Source organism: Nodularia sp. LEGE 04288, from assembly GCF_963896525.1.
In the GTDB taxonomy this organism is placed as follows: Bacteria; Cyanobacteriota; Cyanobacteriia; order Cyanobacteriales; family Nostocaceae; genus Nodularia.
In genome coordinates this window covers 16,579-36,637 of the sequence record NZ_CAWQOY010000096.1, presented here as the reverse complement: position 1 = coordinate 36,637, position 20,059 = coordinate 16,579, and the positions used below count along the sequence as shown (strand labels likewise).

Annotated in this window: 19 protein-coding genes; all 19 read right to left on the bottom strand. The window is 35.6% G+C overall.

Annotation, left to right across the window (positions count from 1 at the left end; all coding sequences use genetic code 11):
* Positions 1-2: 2 nt before the first annotated feature.
* The gene (locus AACX33_RS08665; RefSeq protein WP_193998702.1) at positions 3-1,214 is read right to left on the bottom strand and encodes a glycosyltransferase family 4 protein; all 1,212 of its coding nucleotides are present in this window, start codon (positions 1,212-1,214) and stop codon (positions 3-5) included.
* Positions 1,211-2,065, bottom strand: coding sequence for a glycosyltransferase family 2 protein (locus AACX33_RS08660; protein WP_193998701.1), 855 nt, complete (start codon positions 2,063-2,065; stop codon positions 1,211-1,213). The genes AACX33_RS08665 and AACX33_RS08660 overlap by 4 nt, the downstream gene beginning before the upstream one ends.
* 49 nt (positions 2,066-2,114) lie before the next feature.
* On the bottom strand, positions 2,115-2,858 hold the full coding sequence (locus tag AACX33_RS08655; RefSeq protein ID WP_193998700.1) for an FkbM family methyltransferase: 744 nt from the start codon (positions 2,856-2,858) through the stop codon (positions 2,115-2,117).
* Positions 2,859-2,868: 10 nt separating this feature from the next.
* Positions 2,869-3,816: a hypothetical protein gene (locus AACX33_RS08650; protein ID WP_193998699.1), complete on the bottom strand. Its 948-nt coding sequence runs from the start codon at positions 3,814-3,816 to the stop codon at positions 2,869-2,871.
* 135 nt (positions 3,817-3,951) lie between these two features.
* Entirely contained in the window at positions 3,952-4,641 is a 690-nt protein-coding gene (locus AACX33_RS08645; protein ID WP_275973769.1) for an acyltransferase, read from the bottom strand.
* Position 4,642: 1 nt separating this feature from the next.
* On the bottom strand, positions 4,643-5,743 hold the full coding sequence (locus AACX33_RS08640) for a glycosyltransferase family 10 domain-containing protein (RefSeq protein WP_193998698.1): 1,101 nt from the start codon (positions 5,741-5,743) through the stop codon (positions 4,643-4,645).
* Positions 5,740-6,990: a glycosyltransferase gene (locus AACX33_RS08635; RefSeq protein WP_193998697.1), complete on the bottom strand. Its 1,251-nt coding sequence runs from the start codon at positions 6,988-6,990 to the stop codon at positions 5,740-5,742. The genes AACX33_RS08640 and AACX33_RS08635 overlap by 4 nt, the downstream gene beginning before the upstream one ends.
* Positions 6,991-7,014: 24 nt before the next feature.
* Positions 7,015-8,181 (bottom strand): glycosyltransferase, encoded by a 1,167-nt coding sequence (locus AACX33_RS08630; protein WP_322744529.1) that lies wholly within the window; start codon positions 8,179-8,181, stop codon positions 7,015-7,017.
* 19 nt (positions 8,182-8,200) lie between these two features.
* Positions 8,201-9,397, bottom strand: a complete 1,197-nt coding sequence (locus AACX33_RS08625) for a glycosyltransferase (RefSeq protein WP_193998695.1) — start codon at positions 9,395-9,397, stop codon at positions 8,201-8,203.
* The gene (locus AACX33_RS08620; RefSeq protein ID WP_193998694.1) at positions 9,394-10,464 is read right to left on the bottom strand and encodes an NAD-dependent epimerase/dehydratase family protein; all 1,071 of its coding nucleotides are present in this window, start codon (positions 10,462-10,464) and stop codon (positions 9,394-9,396) included. Before AACX33_RS08620 ends, AACX33_RS08625 begins: the two co-directional genes overlap by 4 nt.
* 249 nt (positions 10,465-10,713) lie before the next feature.
* Positions 10,714-11,817, bottom strand: a complete 1,104-nt coding sequence (locus AACX33_RS08615) for a glycosyltransferase family 61 protein (RefSeq protein WP_193998693.1) — start codon at positions 11,815-11,817, stop codon at positions 10,714-10,716.
* A gap of 28 nt (positions 11,818-11,845) precedes the next feature.
* A complete protein-coding gene (locus AACX33_RS08610; RefSeq protein ID WP_193998692.1) occupies positions 11,846-12,907 on the bottom strand; it encodes an NAD-dependent epimerase/dehydratase family protein in 1,062 nt (353 codons plus the stop codon).
* A gap of 249 nt (positions 12,908-13,156) precedes the next feature.
* On the bottom strand, positions 13,157-13,414 hold the full coding sequence (locus tag AACX33_RS08605) for a glycosyltransferase family 61 protein (RefSeq protein WP_227788982.1): 258 nt from the start codon (positions 13,412-13,414) through the stop codon (positions 13,157-13,159).
* 169 nt (positions 13,415-13,583) lie between these two features.
* A complete protein-coding gene (locus AACX33_RS08600; RefSeq protein WP_193998691.1) occupies positions 13,584-14,591 on the bottom strand; it encodes a glycosyltransferase in 1,008 nt (335 codons plus the stop codon).
* A gap of 48 nt (positions 14,592-14,639) precedes the next feature.
* Positions 14,640-15,572 carry an NAD-dependent epimerase/dehydratase family protein gene (locus AACX33_RS08595; protein WP_193998690.1) on the bottom strand — a complete coding sequence of 311 codons (933 nt, stop codon included), beginning with the start codon at positions 15,570-15,572 and terminating at the stop codon, positions 14,640-14,642.
* 8 nt (positions 15,573-15,580) lie between these two features.
* Positions 15,581-16,495 carry a hypothetical protein gene (locus AACX33_RS08590; protein ID WP_193998689.1) on the bottom strand — a complete coding sequence of 305 codons (915 nt, stop codon included), beginning with the start codon at positions 16,493-16,495 and terminating at the stop codon, positions 15,581-15,583.
* Positions 16,485-17,582 carry a DegT/DnrJ/EryC1/StrS family aminotransferase gene (locus AACX33_RS08585; protein ID WP_193998688.1) on the bottom strand — a complete coding sequence of 366 codons (1,098 nt, stop codon included), beginning with the start codon at positions 17,580-17,582 and terminating at the stop codon, positions 16,485-16,487. Before AACX33_RS08585 ends, AACX33_RS08590 begins: the two co-directional genes overlap by 11 nt.
* A gap of 414 nt (positions 17,583-17,996) precedes the next feature.
* Positions 17,997-18,671 (bottom strand): acyltransferase family protein, encoded by a 675-nt coding sequence (locus AACX33_RS08580; RefSeq protein ID WP_193998687.1) that lies wholly within the window; start codon positions 18,669-18,671, stop codon positions 17,997-17,999.
* 6 nt (positions 18,672-18,677) lie between these two features.
* Positions 18,678-19,979 (bottom strand): ABC transporter ATP-binding protein, encoded by a 1,302-nt coding sequence (locus AACX33_RS08575; RefSeq protein WP_193998686.1) that lies wholly within the window; start codon positions 19,977-19,979, stop codon positions 18,678-18,680.
* Between the last annotated feature and the right edge of the window lie 80 nt (positions 19,980-20,059).

Below are 20,059 nucleotides of genomic sequence, written 5' to 3'. Positions count from 1 at the left end.
GGTTAGAATTTTAGTAAATGTTGTGTAAGTGTTTCGAGGGTGAATTTATTGGTAATTTGACAGTTTTTTGATAATGCTGTGAGATTTTCTGGATCATGAAGACAGAGTTTCAATATATTAGCAATAGCTACATTACTTACTTCAGGTAATAGCCAACCATTCACACCATCCACCACTACCTCACCGCAATTACGAGAAGCAATAATTGGTAGTTGCCAAGCTTGTGCTTCGAGTTGAGTTAGTCCAAACCCATCGGAGAGAGTAGGAAAGAGAAAAACATCAGCCAGTTGATAATATTTAGCGGTTTCACTACGGTTGACACGACCTACCCAATGAACTTGAGGATGGTTTTCAAAGTATGACGGAATTTGAAGTTCTTTAGATCCCACAATCCAGAACTCAATTGGATATCCTTCCAGGGATTTTATAGATTCTAAAACAGATGCAATTCCTTTTCTTAAAATTACCTGCCCCAGAAATAACACACGCAATGGTCGTTTCTGAGAAAATGATTCTGGATAAGTGCGGATAAATTTATTAGCAATTTTTGGTGGAGTATATACCAAGGGAATGATATGAATCTTCTTGACTTCAATACCTGTTTTTTCTAAAAGTTGAGATGACCAATGTGAATTGACTACAATGGCATCGGCAAGGTTACATTCTTCTTGCCAGATTTGCCAATATTCACGAAGTGCAGGTTGCCAATTTTTATGATATTGGGGATGTTTTTCAGACTCTTGAATAACTATTTGTTCTTCCCACAAACCAGGATCAATTTGACCTAGAACTGTGTACCAGCCCTGTTTTTTAGCAAATTTAAATAATTCTAATGCAGCATAGCTATAAGAAAATAGAATGGGAGGAGTAGTGAATTTTTCAGTTAATTGTGTAAGCTTTTTAATAGCCTGTTGTTGAAACCAGTTATTACGGGCAATGATTGTTTCCCACCCAAAACGCTTTTGTAGTTTTTGACTGATTTCAAAACGAATAAGGAAACTATTAAAGGCGTGGACTTGTACCTTAGCTAAGGCAGGATGAAAGCGTTCTCTAAGTCCTGATTGAGTTAAAATTTTGAGAGGAGACACAGGAGTAACCCAAGCATCAGTAATCAGATGAGCTAATTTTTCATGCTGATGTAATGCTCTGGGAATTGCATAGTGTTCTCTTGCCCCTATTTGGCAGCAAATCCAATTCCTAGAATTTTTATTCATGACTTTGATGCTAATTTTCGGCTTAATTCCAGTGTATGAACCTGCACTGGATCACGCTGATTAGCGTAGCATGAAAGTAGATGAGGAATTTGCGATAATCCTTGGCTGATACCCTTCCATCTCCCTACACTAGCTGCATATCGCATTCTGTTAAACACCTGAACTATTCCCAAAGGCCAATAAGTAATTGGATAACGCAGATAAGCTAAAAGGGCTGTATTAGCAATATGTGCCGCGTTAACTGATGGATGATTGTGATGTTCTAATTGAGTATCGTGAAATACGCACAAGTTAAATGATTCTAGTATTTGCCAACCACAATCAAGAAGTTGTAACGCTACATCAGCTTCTTCCATGCCATAGGCATAGCGTAGAGGTAAATAGCCACGGGTTTGTAAAAAAGCTTCTCGACGCATGAGACAAGCACAGTTTTGGAAGCAGTTCACTTCTTTTATAAAATTATTTAGTTGTTTTGGAAATGTGCTAGGTCGTACCTCTTGAGCAGTAATTACTGAGGCTTGAGGATAAAGAGAAAAAAGCTCTGTCGCTATGGCAAAGTAATTTTTATCTAAAGGCCAAGAGTCATCATCAAAACCAGCAATAATAGGAAATTTGGCTTGCTTGATCAGTTTATTTCTACCTCCGCCAGGTCCTTGGGTTGTGTTGCTGCTGATCCAAGTTACGAGGGGATAATTTTGAGCGATAAGAAAAGGTTCTGTTTCGGAATCACCTGCGTCAATATGAATGATAATTTCTGACGGGAGGGGATCACAGGAAAGAATTTTTTGGAGACAGTTTTCTAGCTTATCAACTCTTTTATACGTTGGAATTAAAGCAGAAATGCTGACCATTTTTAGTATTTGCTAGTTATTTTGATTTGAGATTTGCAAATTTCAAGCTTCATTTATGAGTACCAATCAATTTATGCATTTTTCCTCTGATTATATAAACTATCTTCATAATAAAAATATCTAAGCATTTGAAGTGATATTTTTTGAATAGTTTTTTATTAAAAAATAGAACATCGTCATAATAGGGATGATTACAATTAATGACCCAGAAACCTGATTTGCTTATTCTATCAATTATGGCGATAACCTCTAACTCCAAAGAAGGATCTAGAAAGCTGTGAAATTCAACAGTCATCTGATCAATCAATTCAAGCTCCTTGAGAGGTATTTTTGAAAGTAGGTCTATTTCTCCACCTTCAATGTCAACTTTCAATAAGGATAAACTGCCTTCTATCTCTTTGAGTTTAAGATATTCATTCAACGACATACCTCTTACTTTAATTGTCTTTGTTGATCCAAATAGATTGGCAAGATTTGAGTAAAGGCTGCTTGCTTCTGAATTTTCGGATATCGTGAAATCAACTTCACCATTACAGTTAGTTATAGCTAACCTATCTACAGAATCAAGAAAGTATGAATCATTGGGATTAAGAGTTGCATTTGGTTCTACGGGAAATACAGTGCATTCAAACCTTTTCTTAACTTCAGAAGAGAAATCACATAGATTAGCGCCTAGATCAACTACCACGGAATTGCTATCTATTGGTATATTCCAAAAGGAATGCCCCCTAAATGAAGAAAAATGGTATATCTTTTCAAGATAATTTAGTGTTGATTTAAACAGGGTTTTCATTTTTTGAAAGTTATTGAGAATTAATGATTCTTTTAAATTTAGATTTTGCTTTGTTGGTTAAAAGCTCAAACTCTTCACAAAATAGCTGAAATATGGATTTTATTTTTCCACTAATATTATCGCCCATTAGCTTTTGGTAATGTAATAACCTAAATGTAGTAAAAGGCTTGCTGAAAGATTTTCTTTTATGAATAAATGGCTTGTTTCCACAAAAATGAATAATAGTTGTTTTGTCGACGTTTTGGGGTGTTTTGTAAATAGAACAAGGGTATTGTTCTTCTAATGTACTCTTAGAATGATCTGCTGTCACTACCTGGATATCAACAACTTTATATTTGAGGAGACCTGCTTGGTTGGCGGAAAAAACCATATAGTTAACAATACCCTGATCCCAAAACTTAAATAACTCTGGATATTTATCTGCCAAAGCCTCTAATCTCAAATATTCTTGTAAATCAAAGCAGTTTCGTTTAGCAGCAAAAGCACCTGCACAAAAATAAGGTTGATTCTGCCACTCGAAGGTAGGATCAATTTCTAAGAGGGTATCAACATTGAAAAACCATCGAGAAACCTCATGTTTAGGTAGACAGCCATACAAAGGAGGACGCATCACTACAAAATCTGTAGTAGTTAAGTCAAATTTTTCCAGTAAGTTTCCCCAAACAATTGCGTCACTATCCAAATAGAGAAAATGCTCAAATGGTCCTTCCCAAATAGCAGCCAGTTTAGCACGACTAGATCCAGGACATCGCCTACGGAGTTCTGGATTAGATAGTTGAGATAAATAAAGAGGCTGAACACCATAGAGATTTTCAAGTTCTTGGATAGAAAAATCTCCATCAACGATAACACAAATAGGGACATCTCCGAGGAAATGGCGAATACTAGCACAGGTTGCTTTAACGAGAAAATAATCTCCTTTCCAACAGGCTGTAACAATACCAAAGTTAGTGGTCATAAACTAATACCAATTTACAGCACATTTGATTATAGAGGGGTATACAAGGGAGGGCAAGATGCCCATATCACAAGAGTTTCAGTATTAAGATTTATACCTCATTTACCTGGAATCTGCTGTATGTATGCAAGGTATTTATTCAGGAAAAGAATCACTTCGCGATCGCGTCCAAACAATATCACTTCTAACAACTTTAGCAGGATTGCCAGCTGCAACTGAATTTGGTTCAACAGACTTAGTAACTACGGAACCTGCACCAATGATCGAACCGTCTCCAATGGTTACTCCTTTAAGAATTAAACATTTTGCTCCTAGCCATACATGATTACCAATTTCTATATTGGCTGCGGGATTGATTCTACATTTTTTTTCTTGATCAAAGATAGCATGAGAGTCACTGCATCTAATATCTACCTCATAGGAAACTAAACAATCTTTACCTATAATAATTTTTTTACCTTCAGCTACAGCTATGGCTACTTTTTCTATAGATGTAAATTCTCCTATTTCGATAAGCCCATCACTATTTTCCATCCATAAAACAGAGCCTTGACCTATAAATACACTTCTCCCTATCTTTAATTTTAAATTATCACCTTGCAAAAATATTTTAACTCCTTCCAGATAACATCCAACATCAATTGAAATTAAGTTATTATTACCAACAACTTGCAGTGAACATTTTTTTAAAATAGCCCCTGCTGTATCTAATATATTATTATTGCCTTTTAAGTTGAAAGAATTACCACGACTTAATAATTTAGCATAGAGTATCCTCAAAAATTTAGAGTTACGAAGTCTATCTTTGACATTTTGAAGTTTCATGTCAAACAGTTACTTTTTTCAGAATTTGTGTAGCAATTTCTGCAAATTGAAGAGAATTAAAACATTGAAATTCATCTGATTTAATGAAAGCCTGACCCGCTTGACGCATATCTAGCCATGCTGCTTCAGGACAAGTGATTAAATATTTTAATAAATCAGGATAATTATCAAAATTTCTAGCGTCAACGAATGCATCACTAGGCACATAATCGGTAATGCGGTCATCTCCTAAATAGACAGGAACAGAGCCAGCAAACATGGCATCAAAAATCTTTTCACTGATGTAGCCACGTCTGCCCTTAAAATTCTCAAAGCTTAACACAAATCGGTACTGCTCGCATAAATCCCATTTAGAAATAGTGGGTATTCCTCGCCAAGAGTTATAGGAACGATTTTCATAAAGTGGACACCAAGAAATTTGTTCTCCATTCCACCCTCGTCCGTAAATATCCAGAAAATTAAGAGATATTAACTCAGCAATCCGGGCTAATTTTCTTCGCTCAGAGTAGAGTTCACCTGATAAGGCTTCGCTAAACATAGATAAAGAACAGTGCCAACCTGCCAAAAACTTTCCTAATCCGGGGATACCAGAAAAACCGACCTGACGCATTCCAAAAAATCCTGCTACTCGGTTGCTGTTAATAAGCAACAAGCCTTTCCTTTCTGAGTAAGATAGATTAGTCTGTGGTTGTCGCAGTTGATTGGGTAAATGGTAATGAAAATGGCGCTCTTTCTGTTTAATAGTTTCTATATATTCATAACTTAAAACTGCGTCGAAATCTTGAGTATTGGCATTATTAAAGGCGTGAATTGCTAAAAATGGACTTTCTAGAATTTGCAGAACTATAGGGGTTTTGGGTTGTAATTGAGCGCGAATACGTGTAAATTCTTGACGAGATGGGGGAAGGTCTAAAAACCAAAATATATCTGCTGTCTCTAAAGGTGCTTGATCCCAGGTATCGAGTTGAAATCCAATTTTTGCAGCCTGTTGTTTCCATAGAGAAAAGGCTTCTTGATAAACTGATGCGAAAGATGTGCCATCTGAAAATAATTTATTTTCACACCAATCTTGAAATGTGGGGCGGATAAGTACCCGTTTCATGGGCTAATAAGCTCCTGATAAAGATTGATATAGCGATTAGCCATGATATCATCCGTAAATTCTCGCTCAACTCGCTGACGGGCTGCTTTTCCTAGATGCGATCGCTCTTGGGGATGTTGTAGCATCCAGTGGAGTCCTTCATAAAGAGATTCAATCGAACCAATGTCATCTGCTAACCAACCTGTTTCCCCATGAATAACCAGATCAGGAATTCCCCCTGTGCGAAATGCTAATACTGGTGTACCACAGGCCATTGATTCGAGAGCAGTTAAACCAAAAGATTCAATTTGACTAGGCATAACAAAGATATCAGCAGCTGAGTAGGCAAGACTTTGAAGTTGGGGAGAAGACAAATGCCCTAAAATTACGGTGGTAATTTGACTGTTTAATTCGGGAATTTGACCCGAACCAAATAGAATCAGCGTGATAGAGTGGTGTTTAGATAACTGGGCAATTGCTTCTAGTAGGATAGGCAAATTCTTGTTTTTGTCAGACAGATCGGCACAAGCAAAGGCGATCGCCAAATCATCAGGATTGACTCGTAAAGCAGCTTTGGCAATGGATCGATCAATAGGTTGATAATCTTTGATATCAATTCCTAGGGGAATTGTGCGGATAGAACGAGCGTATTTACCCAGTTGTGATTTTTGAGCTTGTAGGGTTGTCCAAGTGCTGTTACCGACAAAATGAAGATTTAGATGTTGATAAAGTTTGGCTTTGAGTGCAAAGTTTTTCGATGCTTGATCGTGTTTACCTGAGTTTTTCAAATTAGGACAATCACAGCAATGAGTGGCGAATTTTTCGCAATCTAGCGCATGATGACACCCACCAGTTATGGGGTTCATGTCATGGAGTGACCAGACAATAGGAATATCGGGAGGAATAGAATCAAAAAAGCTAGGTTGATCTATCCAGCGAGAAATCCAATGTAAGTTAATAATTTCTGGGAGTTTACCAAAGTCTTTAAGTTGGGTTTTATAAATCCATTGGGGATTTGTGAACAAACTTCTATCGTTAACTGAGCGATTCCATTCTTTGCTAATGGTAATGGAATCTAGATCACGCCAAGGTAGTGATGAGTTACGGCGATCGCTTATGCTGTGAGGGAGAGAAGTTGAGCCTTTACGGAAGAGTAGTTCGCTAGATATACTTTTTTCCAGTAGGGCTTTGTGTAGTCTTTGAGCAGCAATACCAGATCCGCCTGATAGTTCTGTAGAAAAGTGTTTGATGGTACAAGAACTGCTCATAACAATCTATATAGATTAAATACTTTATTTAATTAGACTTTGAAGACTCTCCACAAACTGGTTCTGTATAATAGAAGGATTAAACTCAGTTTGAGCAGCAATTCTACTCTGTTTAGCATAGTATTCTTGCTGTTCTGGGAAGCCCTTGATTTTTTCTAGAGCAGAAACTAGAACTTGAGGATTTTCATCGGTTATACAAAGAGCGCGATCGCCTTCGCTCCCCCAGCGAATAGCCGAACAATAATTGGGTCCCCAAATCACTAAAGGTTTACCAAATTGAGCATATTCAGGCAACTTAGATGGAAAACTGGTTTCCATACGTCGCCGCAAAGCAGGATCAAAACTCATGGTTACTAAAAACACATCAGCCGAAGCTAACCAATGATTTAATTCCTCTCTAGGGGCAAAGTCTAACCATAAATTGCGATCGCGCATTTCTGAACGAAAATCTGCTGACCAATTTGGGTTAGATCCGCGAACTTGTACTTGAATCTTAGCATTATCTTTTGTCACCTCAAGTAATTGAGCTAAAATTGGTCCATACTCGTGGAGATTTCCAAAATAAACCACCTGTAATGGAGATGATATTTGATCATTTTCAGGCTGATATTGTGTAATTATTTCCTCCTTGAGTAAAGCAGGTATGGGATAAAGAACTGTACTATTGGAATGTGAACCCAAAGCATTCTTCATACCCTCTGAAACACACAGAGCTAAATTAGATTGCTGGTAAAGTTGCTCAAAACGTCGCTCTAATAGCTGACGGAAAGGTTTATGTAAAGTAGGAATATCTGGCCACCAATCATGAAAAATTGTTACTAAAGGTAATTGATAATGGTGAGCAAATCTCTGTGCAGCCCAGCAACCATCACCATGAGAAATAGTCAGAACTATGGTTTTGTCGCCAGTTTGAGAATTAAACACCCGTTGATGGGAATTGAGTAGTGTATTGTCCCACACCATCCCCTGATCTATAACTTGGAAATCATGACCCCAAGGATGGAAGCGAGTATATTCTAGCCTTTTAATTAACTTTGTTTGCCATCTATCAGTTTTAATTTCATAGGGATTCGGTACGATATCAACATCCCAGCCAGTAGCTTGATTTAAATGCCGATATAGTAAAATTTGCCCAGCACTGGTGGGTTGAGGAGAAATAGAAGAAATTACAATAATTTTGCGCTTGTTCACATCGTTATGCTGAGTAAATTCAATCTTGAAGATTTTTAGTATTGCATTCTTGGCAAACATTAGTAACACGCTCAACAAACAGATGATGTATTTGCTCTGCGTTCAGCACAGTCTCAGCCACTCGACGAGATCCTTCACAGGCTGAAGACCAAGCCATCGAATTTGATGCTGTTTCGCTGATAACTTTGAGCAATACCTCTGGATCGTCGTGAATAACCGGAATCCCTGACTGATACTTTTTGGCAAAGCCACAGGCTGTTGAATATTCTGGAGTCCAAACAAACACTGGTTTAGCATAGGGGACATAATCTAACCATTTGGTGGTAAAACTCGTCCGCATAAAAATTTCTTCTGACTTTTCAAAACTCATCACAGTTAAAAACGCATCAGCCTGTTTGAGTTCATCTTTTAATTCATCGAATGGTTTAAAGCCTTGATAAATTCCTGCTTCGGTCATCTCCTGTAGTTTTTCGGGTGTCCAATCATTTCCCGCAGCAAAAATCTGGAGATGAATATGTTGATGTTTCTGCACCGATTCAGCTAGGCGCAACAACATACGACCGTAAGCACCATAACAATTACCAGCATAAATAATTTTAACTTTATCTTGCGAATTTGCTCTTTGCTCTATGGAAACCTGAACATCAAAATCACCAACGGGATAAAGAACATTTCCTTGATCATCAACTCCAAACCATTCTTTCATACCTTCACTGGTATAAAATACCTGATTGGCTAACTCATTAACTTGATGGTAACGTTGGATGAGCCAAGATGTGATCACAGGATAAGGACGCGCTGACAAAGGAACAAATTGAGATAGACAAAACAAATCTTGGAAATTAACAATCAGTGGAACCTTAAGTTGGTGCGCCAACTGAAATGCTAATCCCAGATGCCAATCATCTACTACAGATACAATTACATCTGGCTTAAAGTCATCAGCAAATTTTAACAATGAACCAGGAATATTAATCCAGTTCAGTAGGTATTCTAAGTTATATATCAATCGACATAATCGAGTGCGTCTGAGCCTTTCAATTAATCGATTTCTACGAATCGAAAGCTGCTGTTTAATAGGTAATTTAACAAAATTTGTACTAGCAACAGCCACCTCAAAGTCTTTTTTTATAATCAGGTGACGATACATAGCAAAGCGTCCCCCAGAAGTTGTATCAGGAATCACTGCTGAAATATACAATATTTTATAAGTCATGTCGCTGATAGCCTACACCAATCTGGTTGTTCACTGGCAAAAATAGCAATTTCTTCTAGCACTTTTTCTATCCCAATTTGAGGTGTCCATCCCCAAACTTTCTCAGATAAACTCGCATCTAACACCATCCAAGGAATATCAAATGTCCGCTCAATATTAGTTTCCAGAACTTCATTACTACCAAACTTGTCTGCACACCATTGGGTTAACTGTCGCAAGGACATACTGTTCTTAACTCCACCACTGACATTAACCACCCTGGGTTTATTTGTATTTAATGGTTCAGCAAACTGTTTTTGTAGCAAATTAATTAAATCTTGTGGATGTAAACAATCCCGAACTTGATAACCTTTTCCGCCAAAGCCAATATATTTTAAGGATCGCTGTTCTCGAAAGCTATGAATCCAAAAAGCAAAAATACCTTGTCCTGGATGGCCGAACTGTCCCGCTCCCGCCATCACCCCACAGCGATTAATCCAAACGGGAAATTCAAAGGTTGCACCGTATTCTAAAGCTAAATGCTCTGAAGCTACCTTTGTACTGCCATACAATGATACTGGCGGATTGGTAGAGTAGTTTTCAGCTACCCCCATTGTGGAAATACCTACGGGAAAAATTTGTTCAGGAACGGGATAAAATGCTCCATTAGCTTCAGCAACTTGTAATTTACTTAATCCGGGTATGGAATAAACTCGGCTGGTAGACAGCAGAATAAACCCAGCTTGATACCGTTTACAATATTCTAAAAGGTTAATTGTTCCGAGTAGATTATGTTGTACTAACTGTAAACTGCTGGTTTTACCATCTACTCCTGCTAAGACACTAGGGTTAGCCGCAGCATCAATTACCCAATCAGCAGAAGGTAAAGCATCTACGTCACTGCTATGGCGAATATCGCTATGAATTACCTCAATTCCTCGTTGCTGTAAGGTTGCTTTATTCAACCAACTCCCTGATCGGGAGAAATTATCAATGCCAACAATTTGATATTCTGGAAAATATTCTTGTAATGCTTTGGCTAAGGTAGAACCGACAAAACCACAAATTCCTGTAATTAAAATTCGCATAACAATTTGGTGAAAAGTAATACCTTATTAGGCTATATTTAAACTATTTTTAGATAAAAATTTAGTATGATGGATATACAAGTAGGATATTCTAAAATAGTTTTGCAGTGGTTAGTGAAATACCCATCGGCAAAACTAGTTCAAAAATAGGTTCAAATTATCCATTAATTTCAGCCGTTTGTAATCCAATTTGGAATAGATAAATACTGGAATGATGGGGTTTGCAATGATGCTATATTCCAATAATTTTTACGTAGAAAAATGAGATTTAAGCCAGGTTTCAAGTTCATGAGGTTCAAGATTCATGTCAGCAACTTCGCTGCTACCTGAAGGAATCGCCTTTAATCTCGAAAAACAATTTCCTAACTGTCGCGCCATTATGAAGTAACAAGGAACAGTTGCGGAAAAAGCAATTTCTGCTATGGGTATCCTGCACCGAGCATACATCATATTTATCAATCCAGCACCATGAGGACCTGCGATCGCTTCTGCATTAGAAAATAATTGTACTTGTTCTGCAAGAGAGAGTTGCTCGCAAATCAAGATTTGAAAACCAAATTCATTTAATAGAGGCTCTAAAAGTTTTTCGTTTACGACTCTTCGAGCTTTAGCTTTTTGTCGTGATATGTAAATTCTCTTCTGTCCGACTTCAGAAACTTTTATATTAAAAAATGTTGCCAGTCTTTGCGCTACTGACTTTAAGGCAGAGCCAGACCCCAATCCAGTGTGTCCCATAGGACTCGCAAACCAAAGTTGCTCTATCTTCGTATTTACACTGTTAGGCTGTAATTCTAGCCTATCCTGGCCAATTCCATAGGCACGGAGTGAATCTAACTGATAGGCGTAAGGCGTTTCCTGAATTAGAAACTTTGTATTTAGTGGTAAGTGCGGCAAAGCAAATTCAAGTCGAGGCAAAACATCATGAAACCAGTGATAAAATGTTTCTCCCCACAAACAGAGTAAAGAATAAACATTACCTGTTATCATCTGCCGCAACCGTGGAAATCTCCGGCGATAAGCAGGATGCTCTAGTAGGTAAGGTAAATACCAATTGCCTTCATAACAAATTTGACCATCTGGTAGTTGAACTAACCCAACACCATCTTTGACTGTAGCATTTTCAATTGCAACTAGAGACTGAGGACGAGATAAAACATCACGATGAAATTTAAAGTGTGATTCTGCAATTTCGTCCCCAAAGATATGAGGCTCGACTTCACTTAGGACTGCTGCATAAGTTTCAATCACTGGTAAATTACGCTCTTTTGCCCAAGTAGCAATATCCATACATATCGGAGGTTTTGCACTGTAATAAAGCTGCCGCAAGAATGTATTGATAACATTTTTGTTCATAAGTTTGTATAAATATCTTTTAAAATAGCTAAATATGAGCATTCAATCGCTGTTGCCAAGACATCATAATCTGCCCAATAGTTTCTTCTAGAGAGATGGTAATATCCCAGTTTGGGTAATGTTGCCGCATTTTGCTCAAATCTGAGTAATAGCAAATATGGTCTCCTATACGGTTTTCTGGCACATAGACATACCTCATTTCTTTATCACTATATTTTTGCGCCAGTTTAAACGCCTCTAAAATTGAGCAACTATTGGATTTACCGCCTCCTAGGTTATACACTTCTGCTATTCGCGGATTTGCAATAAACGCCTCAATAAATCGAGCTACATCTAGTGAATGGATATTATCTCTAACTTGCTTACCTTTATAACCAAAAATCTTATACTCCCTACCTTCTAAGTTTGCCTTTACTAAATAACTTAAAAAACCATGCAATTCAACCCCTGAGTGATTAGGACCAGTTAAACATCCTCCTCGCAAACAGCAGGTTGGCATATTAAAATAGCGTCCGTATTCTTGCACCATCACATCAGCAGCTACTTTAGACGCACCAAACAGAGAATGTTTGGATTGGTCAATACTAAAGGTTTCTGGAATCCCCTCCTGATATGTGGGATCATCATAATCCCATCGAGTATCCAGTTCTTTGAGCTTAATGGTGTTGGGGCGATCACCATACACTTTATTAGTGGACATATGGACAAAGGGCGATTCGGGGCAAAATTGCCGTGCTGCTTCTAGTAGGTTCAGTGTTCCCATAGCATTGGTATCAAAATCATCAAAAGGAATGGCTGCTGCGCGGTCATGACTGGGCTGTGCTGCGGTATGAACAATCGCATCTGGTTGAATACTTTCAATTAAATTAAGAACACCTGGGCGATCGCGGATATCCAACTCATGATGCACAAAACCTTTAATCTTGGATTGTAGTCGCTGTTGATTCCAGCGAGTATCCCCTTGATCACCAAAAAATACTGCCCTTTGATTGTTATCAACGCCGTGAATCAGCCAACCTTGATTCGCAAAATAAATACAAACTTCAGAACCAATTAGCCCTGATGACCCTGTTACTAAAAGTTTTTGCATAATATTGATATTAAACTAGAGAATTATAAATAGATACAGTTTGCTGTACTGTTTTATCCCAGCTAAACTTTTTGATCTCCTGTACTCCCCTTGTAATGACATTCTGTCTAAACATTATAAATCTATTGGGTATTTGTGAACAAACTTCTATCGTTAACTGAGCGATTCCATTCTTTGCTAATGGTAATGGAATCTAGATCACGCCAAGGTAGTGAAGAGTAACGGTGATCGCCTATACTATGACTAAGATTAGCTGTCTTTGCGGAATAATATTTCACTAGAAATACTTTTTTGCAGTAAGGCTTTGTGTAGTCTTTGAGCATTCTGAACACGCCTAGAACTTGCTTTAAATCTAGATATATATATTTTGGAATGAATGGTACTGAATTCTTGAATATCAAAAAATCTTCTTAATCTTTGTCCTACTGCTTTTAATGCAGTAGTTGAAGCAAAACCTGGAGTCCCTAACGGATTTACAAACCAAAGTCGCTCTATTATAGTATTCATATGAGTCGGTTGAAATTCTAATCTATCTTCACTGATACCATAAGCAAGAAGAGAATCTAATTGATAGTTTTTTGGTTTTTCATGAATTAGAAATTTAGTGCTATCAGGTAAATATGGTATAACAAAGTTCTTTAACTAGGCGATGGAAAGAGTATATTAATTTCAATTATTATTCAATTAGCATAGTTTTTGAAATTACATTTTTACTTAAAATAAAATCTGGGGAGTTTGCTTGATTATATTCATATAAGGTAGTTTCACAAGCCTTAAAAATATCACTTAGATTACTGCCACCTAAATTTTTATTCTCAATCAATATTGTGTTATTTTTGACCAAACTATCCTGTTTGCGATTACTTATATATTTTAAAAAATCCCTAACAATACGCAATGGTCTTTTCATGATTTCTTGTAAAATCTCCAATAGTGGCCTTTCTCTCAGCGTAGTTTCATAGGAATATTCGGGATTGTAAAATAAGTAATATCTTCTATGATCTTCTTCTTGCTTTCTTCGACGATTGGAAAGTTTGTCTATTTTCCTAAGATTACTTTGTGGATTATCAATTCTAATTACCATTAATGCTGTATACCAAGCAATACAAACATTTAGATGAGTAATTCTAAGTGTAAATTCGATGTCTATACCTATAACTCCTGTAAAGAAAAGACCTGTTAAAGGTAATGAGCTTTTTCTAATCATTAATGATAACCCACCGTATGCAAAGCTTACCTTAGTTTGTAGCCACTTTCTATATTCATCTTCATACCACTTTAAAATCGTAATTGAATGAGGATTTTCAATTCCCATACTGGACATATTTCCACTTATTACATCTACTTCGGGATGCTCAAGCATAAATTTTTTACATTCTTGAATAGCAGGATAGTAAAAAACATCATCATCGGTAATAATTTTAATTAATTCTCCCTTTGCCATTAATAAACATTTATTATAGCCATGGGCTTCACCTTTATCTAGTTCAGAAATAAATTGATGAATTTTTCCTTGTTGATACAATTCTGTTAAATACTCTACTGTACCATCTGTACTTGCTCCATCAGTTACTATTATTTCCTCGTCTTCTTTGACATTTTCTAATAATCGTTTCATAGCTTCCTTTAAATAAGGAAGTTTATTGTAGGTTGTGATTACGTAAGAAAGGGTAATTTTATTCATCTTTTGAGCGCTTATAACTTGGATAAAATAATAAACTAATCTTGAACATTAGTAAGGATATACAGAATTATAGTAACTGATTGTTTCTTTAATTCCTACTTTTAAATCAGTAAACTGGAAATCAGGAAAAACCTTACGAAATCTAGTATCATTCATGACTTTACGAGGCGCACCATCTGGCATATTTCTATTCCAAATAATTTGTCCTTCAAATCCAGACTCATTAACTATAATATCTACTAATTCTCGAATACTTAAACCAAAATTTTGAGCAATATTCAGAGGTTCAGCAAATCCATAATTGTTAATTCTTTCTATTACTTTAGCAAAAATAGCGGCACAATCTTTAACATATAACCACTCTCTAATTGCTATACCACTTCCCCACACTTCTAAATTTGCCTGGTTCTCTTTTTGAGCTTTAACGATTTTACTTATTAATGCATTAAGCGCATGAGCTTTATTTGGATCAGTTGAATCATAAGATCCATACATATTAGGAACTAGCAAATTAATAGAACGTAGCTCATACTGCATTGCATAACATTCACTCAAAATAACCCCCATCCTCCGAACGTTACCATAAGCAGTAACAGATTGATGAACTTTGCCTTGCCAAAAATCAGCTTCATTGTAGCTTTCTAAATTCCCTGGATAAGCACAGTTAGCTATGGGATTCAAAATTACTGCTTGGGGAACAATCTCTTGGGTAGATTTATAAAGATTTAATAGCATTCTCAAGTTAATATCGGCTACATCGGCAGCTTCTTTAGTTACATAGTTTAAACTCCCAACTTTAGCAGCACAATTGATAATAACATCAGGTTGAATTTTAGATAAAAATTCACAAGTTAGGGAGTAGTTAGTTAAATCAAAACCATCTTTTTTAGAAAAGCTAAAAACTCTGTGGTGATTCTGTTGAAGAGTGTCAACTATGTTTTTACCAAAAAAACCATTTCCACCTAATACTAGTATTATCATACATTTCCTTAATAAATTTCTGAATCAGATTGTACTAAGTCCCAGTTTAAAAAATCATACAAATAATTATAATCTGGATTAATGACTTTAATACAGAAGTATCTTTCTTGCTCTAATTTTTGAAATTTTAAATCATTTAATAATTTATATAGTAAAGTATGCGGCATTGCCCATAGTGTTATTGTTTTTGCTTCTTTACTTTGAAATTCAATAATAGACTTTTCTAATAAAGCTATGAGATTGTTTACTCGATCATCTTGATAATTAATTGCCACAATATCACCATATTTATGTCCTGTTACTGGATCTTGAAAGATTTTGATAATTGTCCAATTACTTTCATCTATAAATATCTTTTCATATTGATAATCTGGATGTGATTCAAATCTCCAATAGATTATTTCTGGAGAATATAAAAAACTATACAGATAATTATTGTTATCTATTTGCAAATTTTTGGCTAAAGAACTTAATTTTAATTGTGATTGATAGTCATTTATGTCTAAGCACAGAGAATCTATTTTGGCTAGAGTCTTACAACCAATAACTTTTTCACTAACTTGTTTACCATTAAAATTGGCTAATACACATAAAATATCAATATCATTACAATACCTAAAAGTTTCCTGATATAGTTGTTTGAATACTCCTTGTCCTCTCCATTGAGATTTTATTAGCAAATCTATTGGTTGTCCAACTTTAATTCCATTCTTTAAAAACCTTCTTTGTAACCCAAACATTCCTATTAGTTCATCGTTTATAAAAGCACATATTAGAATCGTAAGGTGATAAGAATTAAAATATTGCCATAGAAAATAATCTTTACCTTTTTTGCGAAGATATTGAGAATTCATTAGAGTTACTAATTGTTCTATATCATTTTCTTCAGCTTTCCTAAAAGTTAAATCATCATTACCAGCCATTTTTAATATTCCTAATTATAGTTCTAACTTCTTGCTCTAAGATATTTTCATGTATAGGTAGAGAAACTTGAAAATCATTAAATTTTTCTTGGTTCATTAAACCAGGAATTATACCACCAAATACTGAATTGTGATCTATCCTTAAATGAACAACAGATGCGGGAATATCAAACTCCTTCAATTTTCTAATAAAATTTTCCCTACCTTCCACTAAAATAGTAAATAACCAATAAGCACTTTCTCTATCCTCCTGATGATCTAAAAGTTCTAGTCCTGGAACATTTTTAAGTTCATTTCTGTAAATAGCAGCTATTTCCCTACGCCTTTGTAACCCAAGTAAAAAATCCTCAAGATTACCTAAACCAATAGCAGCCGCTAGATCATTCATGTGGTATTTATACCCTAATTCACTAATATCATACTCTCGCTCTCCCAAAATAGAAGGTTTACTATTTGCTCTATCAATACCAAACCATCTTCTAGTTTTAGTTTGATGATAATTTTCATGATTTATACAACATAATGCACCTCCATCTCCTGTTGTTAGATGTTTAATAGCTTGAAATGAGAAAGCAGTAAAATCAGATATTGAACCTATTGGCTTACCTTTGTATGTCGCTCCTAAAGCATGAGCAGCATCCTCAATAACCATTAAATTATGTTCTTTGGCTATAGCATTAATTTCGTCCATATCACAGGGATAGCCACCCCAATGTACTGGAATAATAGCTTTAGTTTTATCTGTAATTTTCTCTCTAATGGAATTAGGATCAATATTACCTGTTTTGTACTGAATGTCAGCAAATATAGGTTTAGCATACTGCATTAAAATTGCTAATCCAGTTGCTACAAAGGTTTGTGCTGGTAAAATAACTTCATCATTAGGTTGCACTCCCGCAATTGCCAAAGCTAAATGTAGTGCAGAAGTTCCACTATTTAACGCTACAGGGTTTTTTAATCCCAGATGGTCAGTAAGAGATTTTTCAAATTCTTTGACTAGGGACCCTTCACTTAACCAACCTGATTGTAATACTTGATTGACTAATGCGATCGCTTTTTGTGAAATGTGAGTATTAAAAAATTCCATAAGTTATTTGATAGATAATAATTTATTTTCTTTAAGATAGTTGATAGGTTTTTCTATTATTAGCCAAGACAACAAAGCAATAACATAAGTTGTAATTATATTTACTAAGATGTAAATATATATATTACTCATGATTTTTATCTGAAGGGATTGAAAAAAACTAAATACTGGAAAATGATATAGATATAAACCATAACTTATTTTTCCTAAATGATTAAGTATAGGCAATCTCAGAACAGTGTTTATTATAGTCTTAGTTGATATAATGTAACTTATTAAAAATGCAAAAAAAGTTGAAATTACAGAGATAGTCAACAAATTCACTGGCAATCTTCCCCATGAGTAAGGACTCCAGTAATTATTTATACCTGTTTTGGCAATAATTACTATTAATATAGTTAATGTAAATAACATTCACTTTAATTGGGTATTATTTTGAGTTTCTTGAGATTGAAGAATATTTTTTTTCTTGGTTACTATCGCTAAAATCGCCCCAATAGTTAATGAATCTATTGCTGTAGGAGACATAGCAAATAATAAATTAGGATTATCAGGGAATACAATGAAGAAGAATATCCTGAACAAAAATGAGGATATTATAACAACTACAGAGCAAATTAATAAATATTTTTCCTTTAAATAGAAAATCAATAAAGGATAAACCAAGTAAAATTGAGTGTCTACCGCTAATGTCCAAGTATGATTCATAAAGGCAGGAAAATTAACTGACCATTGATTCCAACCTAAAATGTTATTTTGTAAATGAATTAAATATAAAGGGAAATCACGAATACTTTGTCTTTGTATTAAAGCTACTATTAATGCTAATAAAAGTGTAATGTAGTAGATAGGTAAAATTCTTATTGATCTCCTGATATAGAACCGAGAAAAATAATTAGGTTTATCTTTACTATCTATTAAAATAGTTGTAATCAAAAAACCAGAAAGAACAAAAAACAAATATACTCCTGACCATCCTAAACTAAATCCTGGAATATGTAAATGAAAGAACATGACTCCAAATGCTGCTATTGCTCTAAGTCCATCTAATTCAGGAATATATTTTAACGATATATTTTTAGCAGTCATAATTTTTTATATAGCCTCTTGTAAAAATTCAGTTTTCCACTCTAATTGTGGCCTTACTACACCTGGAATATTTCTACCCCATTCTGCCCTCACACTACCAGCTTCTCCTGTATCTACAACTTGAAAACATACACTGTCATATTCTAAAACATGAATTTCATAAACAGGATGACGGGTACTAACTTCAGCTACAACTTTTACCTGTCCTTCTGCTAACAAGTTGCCCGGAACAACACAATGAGATTTATAAATTCCTATGGGTTTAGACTTATTACCCCATTCTGGATCTTGAAAATCTGCTGATACAAATAACATTACACCTTGATCATTAAAAAAACTAAACCCGCATAATAACTGAGCATCAGATTTTAAATTCCAATATTCCATTTCCAGTATTACTGGATAACGAATATCAACTGTTTCGGTGACAACTCCCTCAGAAATTACTCTTACTGCTTTTAATCTAGCCACAGAATCTCCAGGAGCATTTTTAGGATTTGTCCAATGTCTTTCTGCGGAAGTTCCTAAATCAGATTGTAAATATTTACCACTAACTTCATATATATCTCCATCTATTTTTAATTTACCTGTATCTAACCATAAAGCTCTATTACATAATCTAGTAACTGCTGTCATATTATGACTAACAAACAAAACTGTTCTACCTTCTTTCTCTGCTACATCCTCCATCTTCCCCAAACACTTCTTCTGAAACTGTGCATCCCCCACCGCCAACACCTCATCCACAATCAAAATCTCCGGCTCCAAATGCGCCGCCACCGCAAACGCTAATCGCACATACATCCCGGAAGAATACCGCTTCACTGGTGTATCTAAAAACTTCTCCACCTCCGCAAACGCAACTATCTCATCAAACTTCTGCTTAATCTCATCCTTACCCATCCCCAAAATCGCCCCATTCAGAAATATATTCTCTCGTCCTGTTAATTCTGGATGAAACCCCGTACCCACCTCCAATAAACTCGCAACTCTTCCCTTAATTTTGATGCTTCCTGTAGTGGGTTCAGTAATGCGACTTAAAATCTTCAATAGAGTTGATTTACCCGCACCATTACGGCCAATAATCCCAACCCTATCACCTTGCTTAATCTCAAAAGATACATCTTTCAAAGCCCAAAATTCCTCAAAAGCAGGATTTGCAACTCTTGCTTTAGGATTAATCAGACTACTAAGAGACTTAACTTTATTAGCGATCACATCGCGCAGTGCAGTATACCTCTCCTGCTGTTGATGGCCAATAATGTATTTTTTACCCAGATTCTCAACGCGAATAACTGTATCAGACATTTTCAATCTTAATAACAAATTAGTTTTTAATATTACTTTTTCTATGTGGTAGGAAATTATATTATCCCAGACTAGATCAG

Bases quoted from the DNA above. Each gene is read 5' to 3' on its own strand.
- AACX33_RS08665 (WP_193998702.1), bottom strand. From the start codon at position 1,214: ATGAATAAAAATTCTAGGAATTGGATTTGCTGCCAAATAGGGGCAAGA.
- AACX33_RS08600 (WP_193998691.1), bottom strand. From the start codon at position 14,591: ATGAATAAAATTACCCTTTCTTACGTAATCACAACCTACAATAAACTT.
- AACX33_RS08640 (WP_193998698.1), bottom strand. From the start codon at position 5,743: ATGAAACGGGTACTTATCCGCCCCACATTTCAAGATTGGTGTGAAAAT.
- AACX33_RS08615 (WP_193998693.1), bottom strand. From the start codon at position 11,817: ATGAACAAAAATGTTATCAATACATTCTTGCGGCAGCTTTATTACAGT.
- AACX33_RS08655 (WP_193998700.1), bottom strand. From the start codon at position 2,858: ATGAAAACCCTGTTTAAATCAACACTAAATTATCTTGAAAAGATATAC.
- AACX33_RS08625 (WP_193998695.1), bottom strand. From the start codon at position 9,397: ATGACTTATAAAATATTGTATATTTCAGCAGTGATTCCTGATACAACT.
- AACX33_RS08595 (WP_193998690.1), bottom strand. From the start codon at position 15,572: ATGATAATACTAGTATTAGGTGGAAATGGTTTTTTTGGTAAAAACATA.
- AACX33_RS08610 (WP_193998692.1), bottom strand. From the start codon at position 12,907: ATGCAAAAACTTTTAGTAACAGGGTCATCAGGGCTAATTGGTTCTGAA.
- AACX33_RS08585 (WP_193998688.1), bottom strand. From the start codon at position 17,582: ATGGAATTTTTTAATACTCACATTTCACAAAAAGCGATCGCATTAGTC.
- AACX33_RS08580 (WP_193998687.1), bottom strand. From the start codon at position 18,671: ATGACTGCTAAAAATATATCGTTAAAATATATTCCTGAATTAGATGGA.
- AACX33_RS08635 (WP_193998697.1), bottom strand. From the start codon at position 6,990: ATGAGCAGTTCTTGTACCATCAAACACTTTTCTACAGAACTATCAGGC.
- AACX33_RS08645 (WP_275973769.1), bottom strand. From the start codon at position 4,641: ATGAAACTTCAAAATGTCAAAGATAGACTTCGTAACTCTAAATTTTTG.
- AACX33_RS08660 (WP_193998701.1), bottom strand. From the start codon at position 2,065: ATGGTCAGCATTTCTGCTTTAATTCCAACGTATAAAAGAGTTGATAAG.
- AACX33_RS08590 (WP_193998689.1), bottom strand. From the start codon at position 16,495: ATGGCTGGTAATGATGATTTAACTTTTAGGAAAGCTGAAGAAAATGAT.
- AACX33_RS08575 (WP_193998686.1), bottom strand. From the start codon at position 19,979: ATGTCTGATACAGTTATTCGCGTTGAGAATCTGGGTAAAAAATACATT.
- AACX33_RS08605 (WP_227788982.1), bottom strand. From the start codon at position 13,414: ATGAATACTATAATAGAGCGACTTTGGTTTGTAAATCCGTTAGGGACT.
- AACX33_RS08650 (WP_193998699.1), bottom strand. From the start codon at position 3,816: ATGACCACTAACTTTGGTATTGTTACAGCCTGTTGGAAAGGAGATTAT.
- AACX33_RS08620 (WP_193998694.1), bottom strand. From the start codon at position 10,464: ATGCGAATTTTAATTACAGGAATTTGTGGTTTTGTCGGTTCTACCTTA.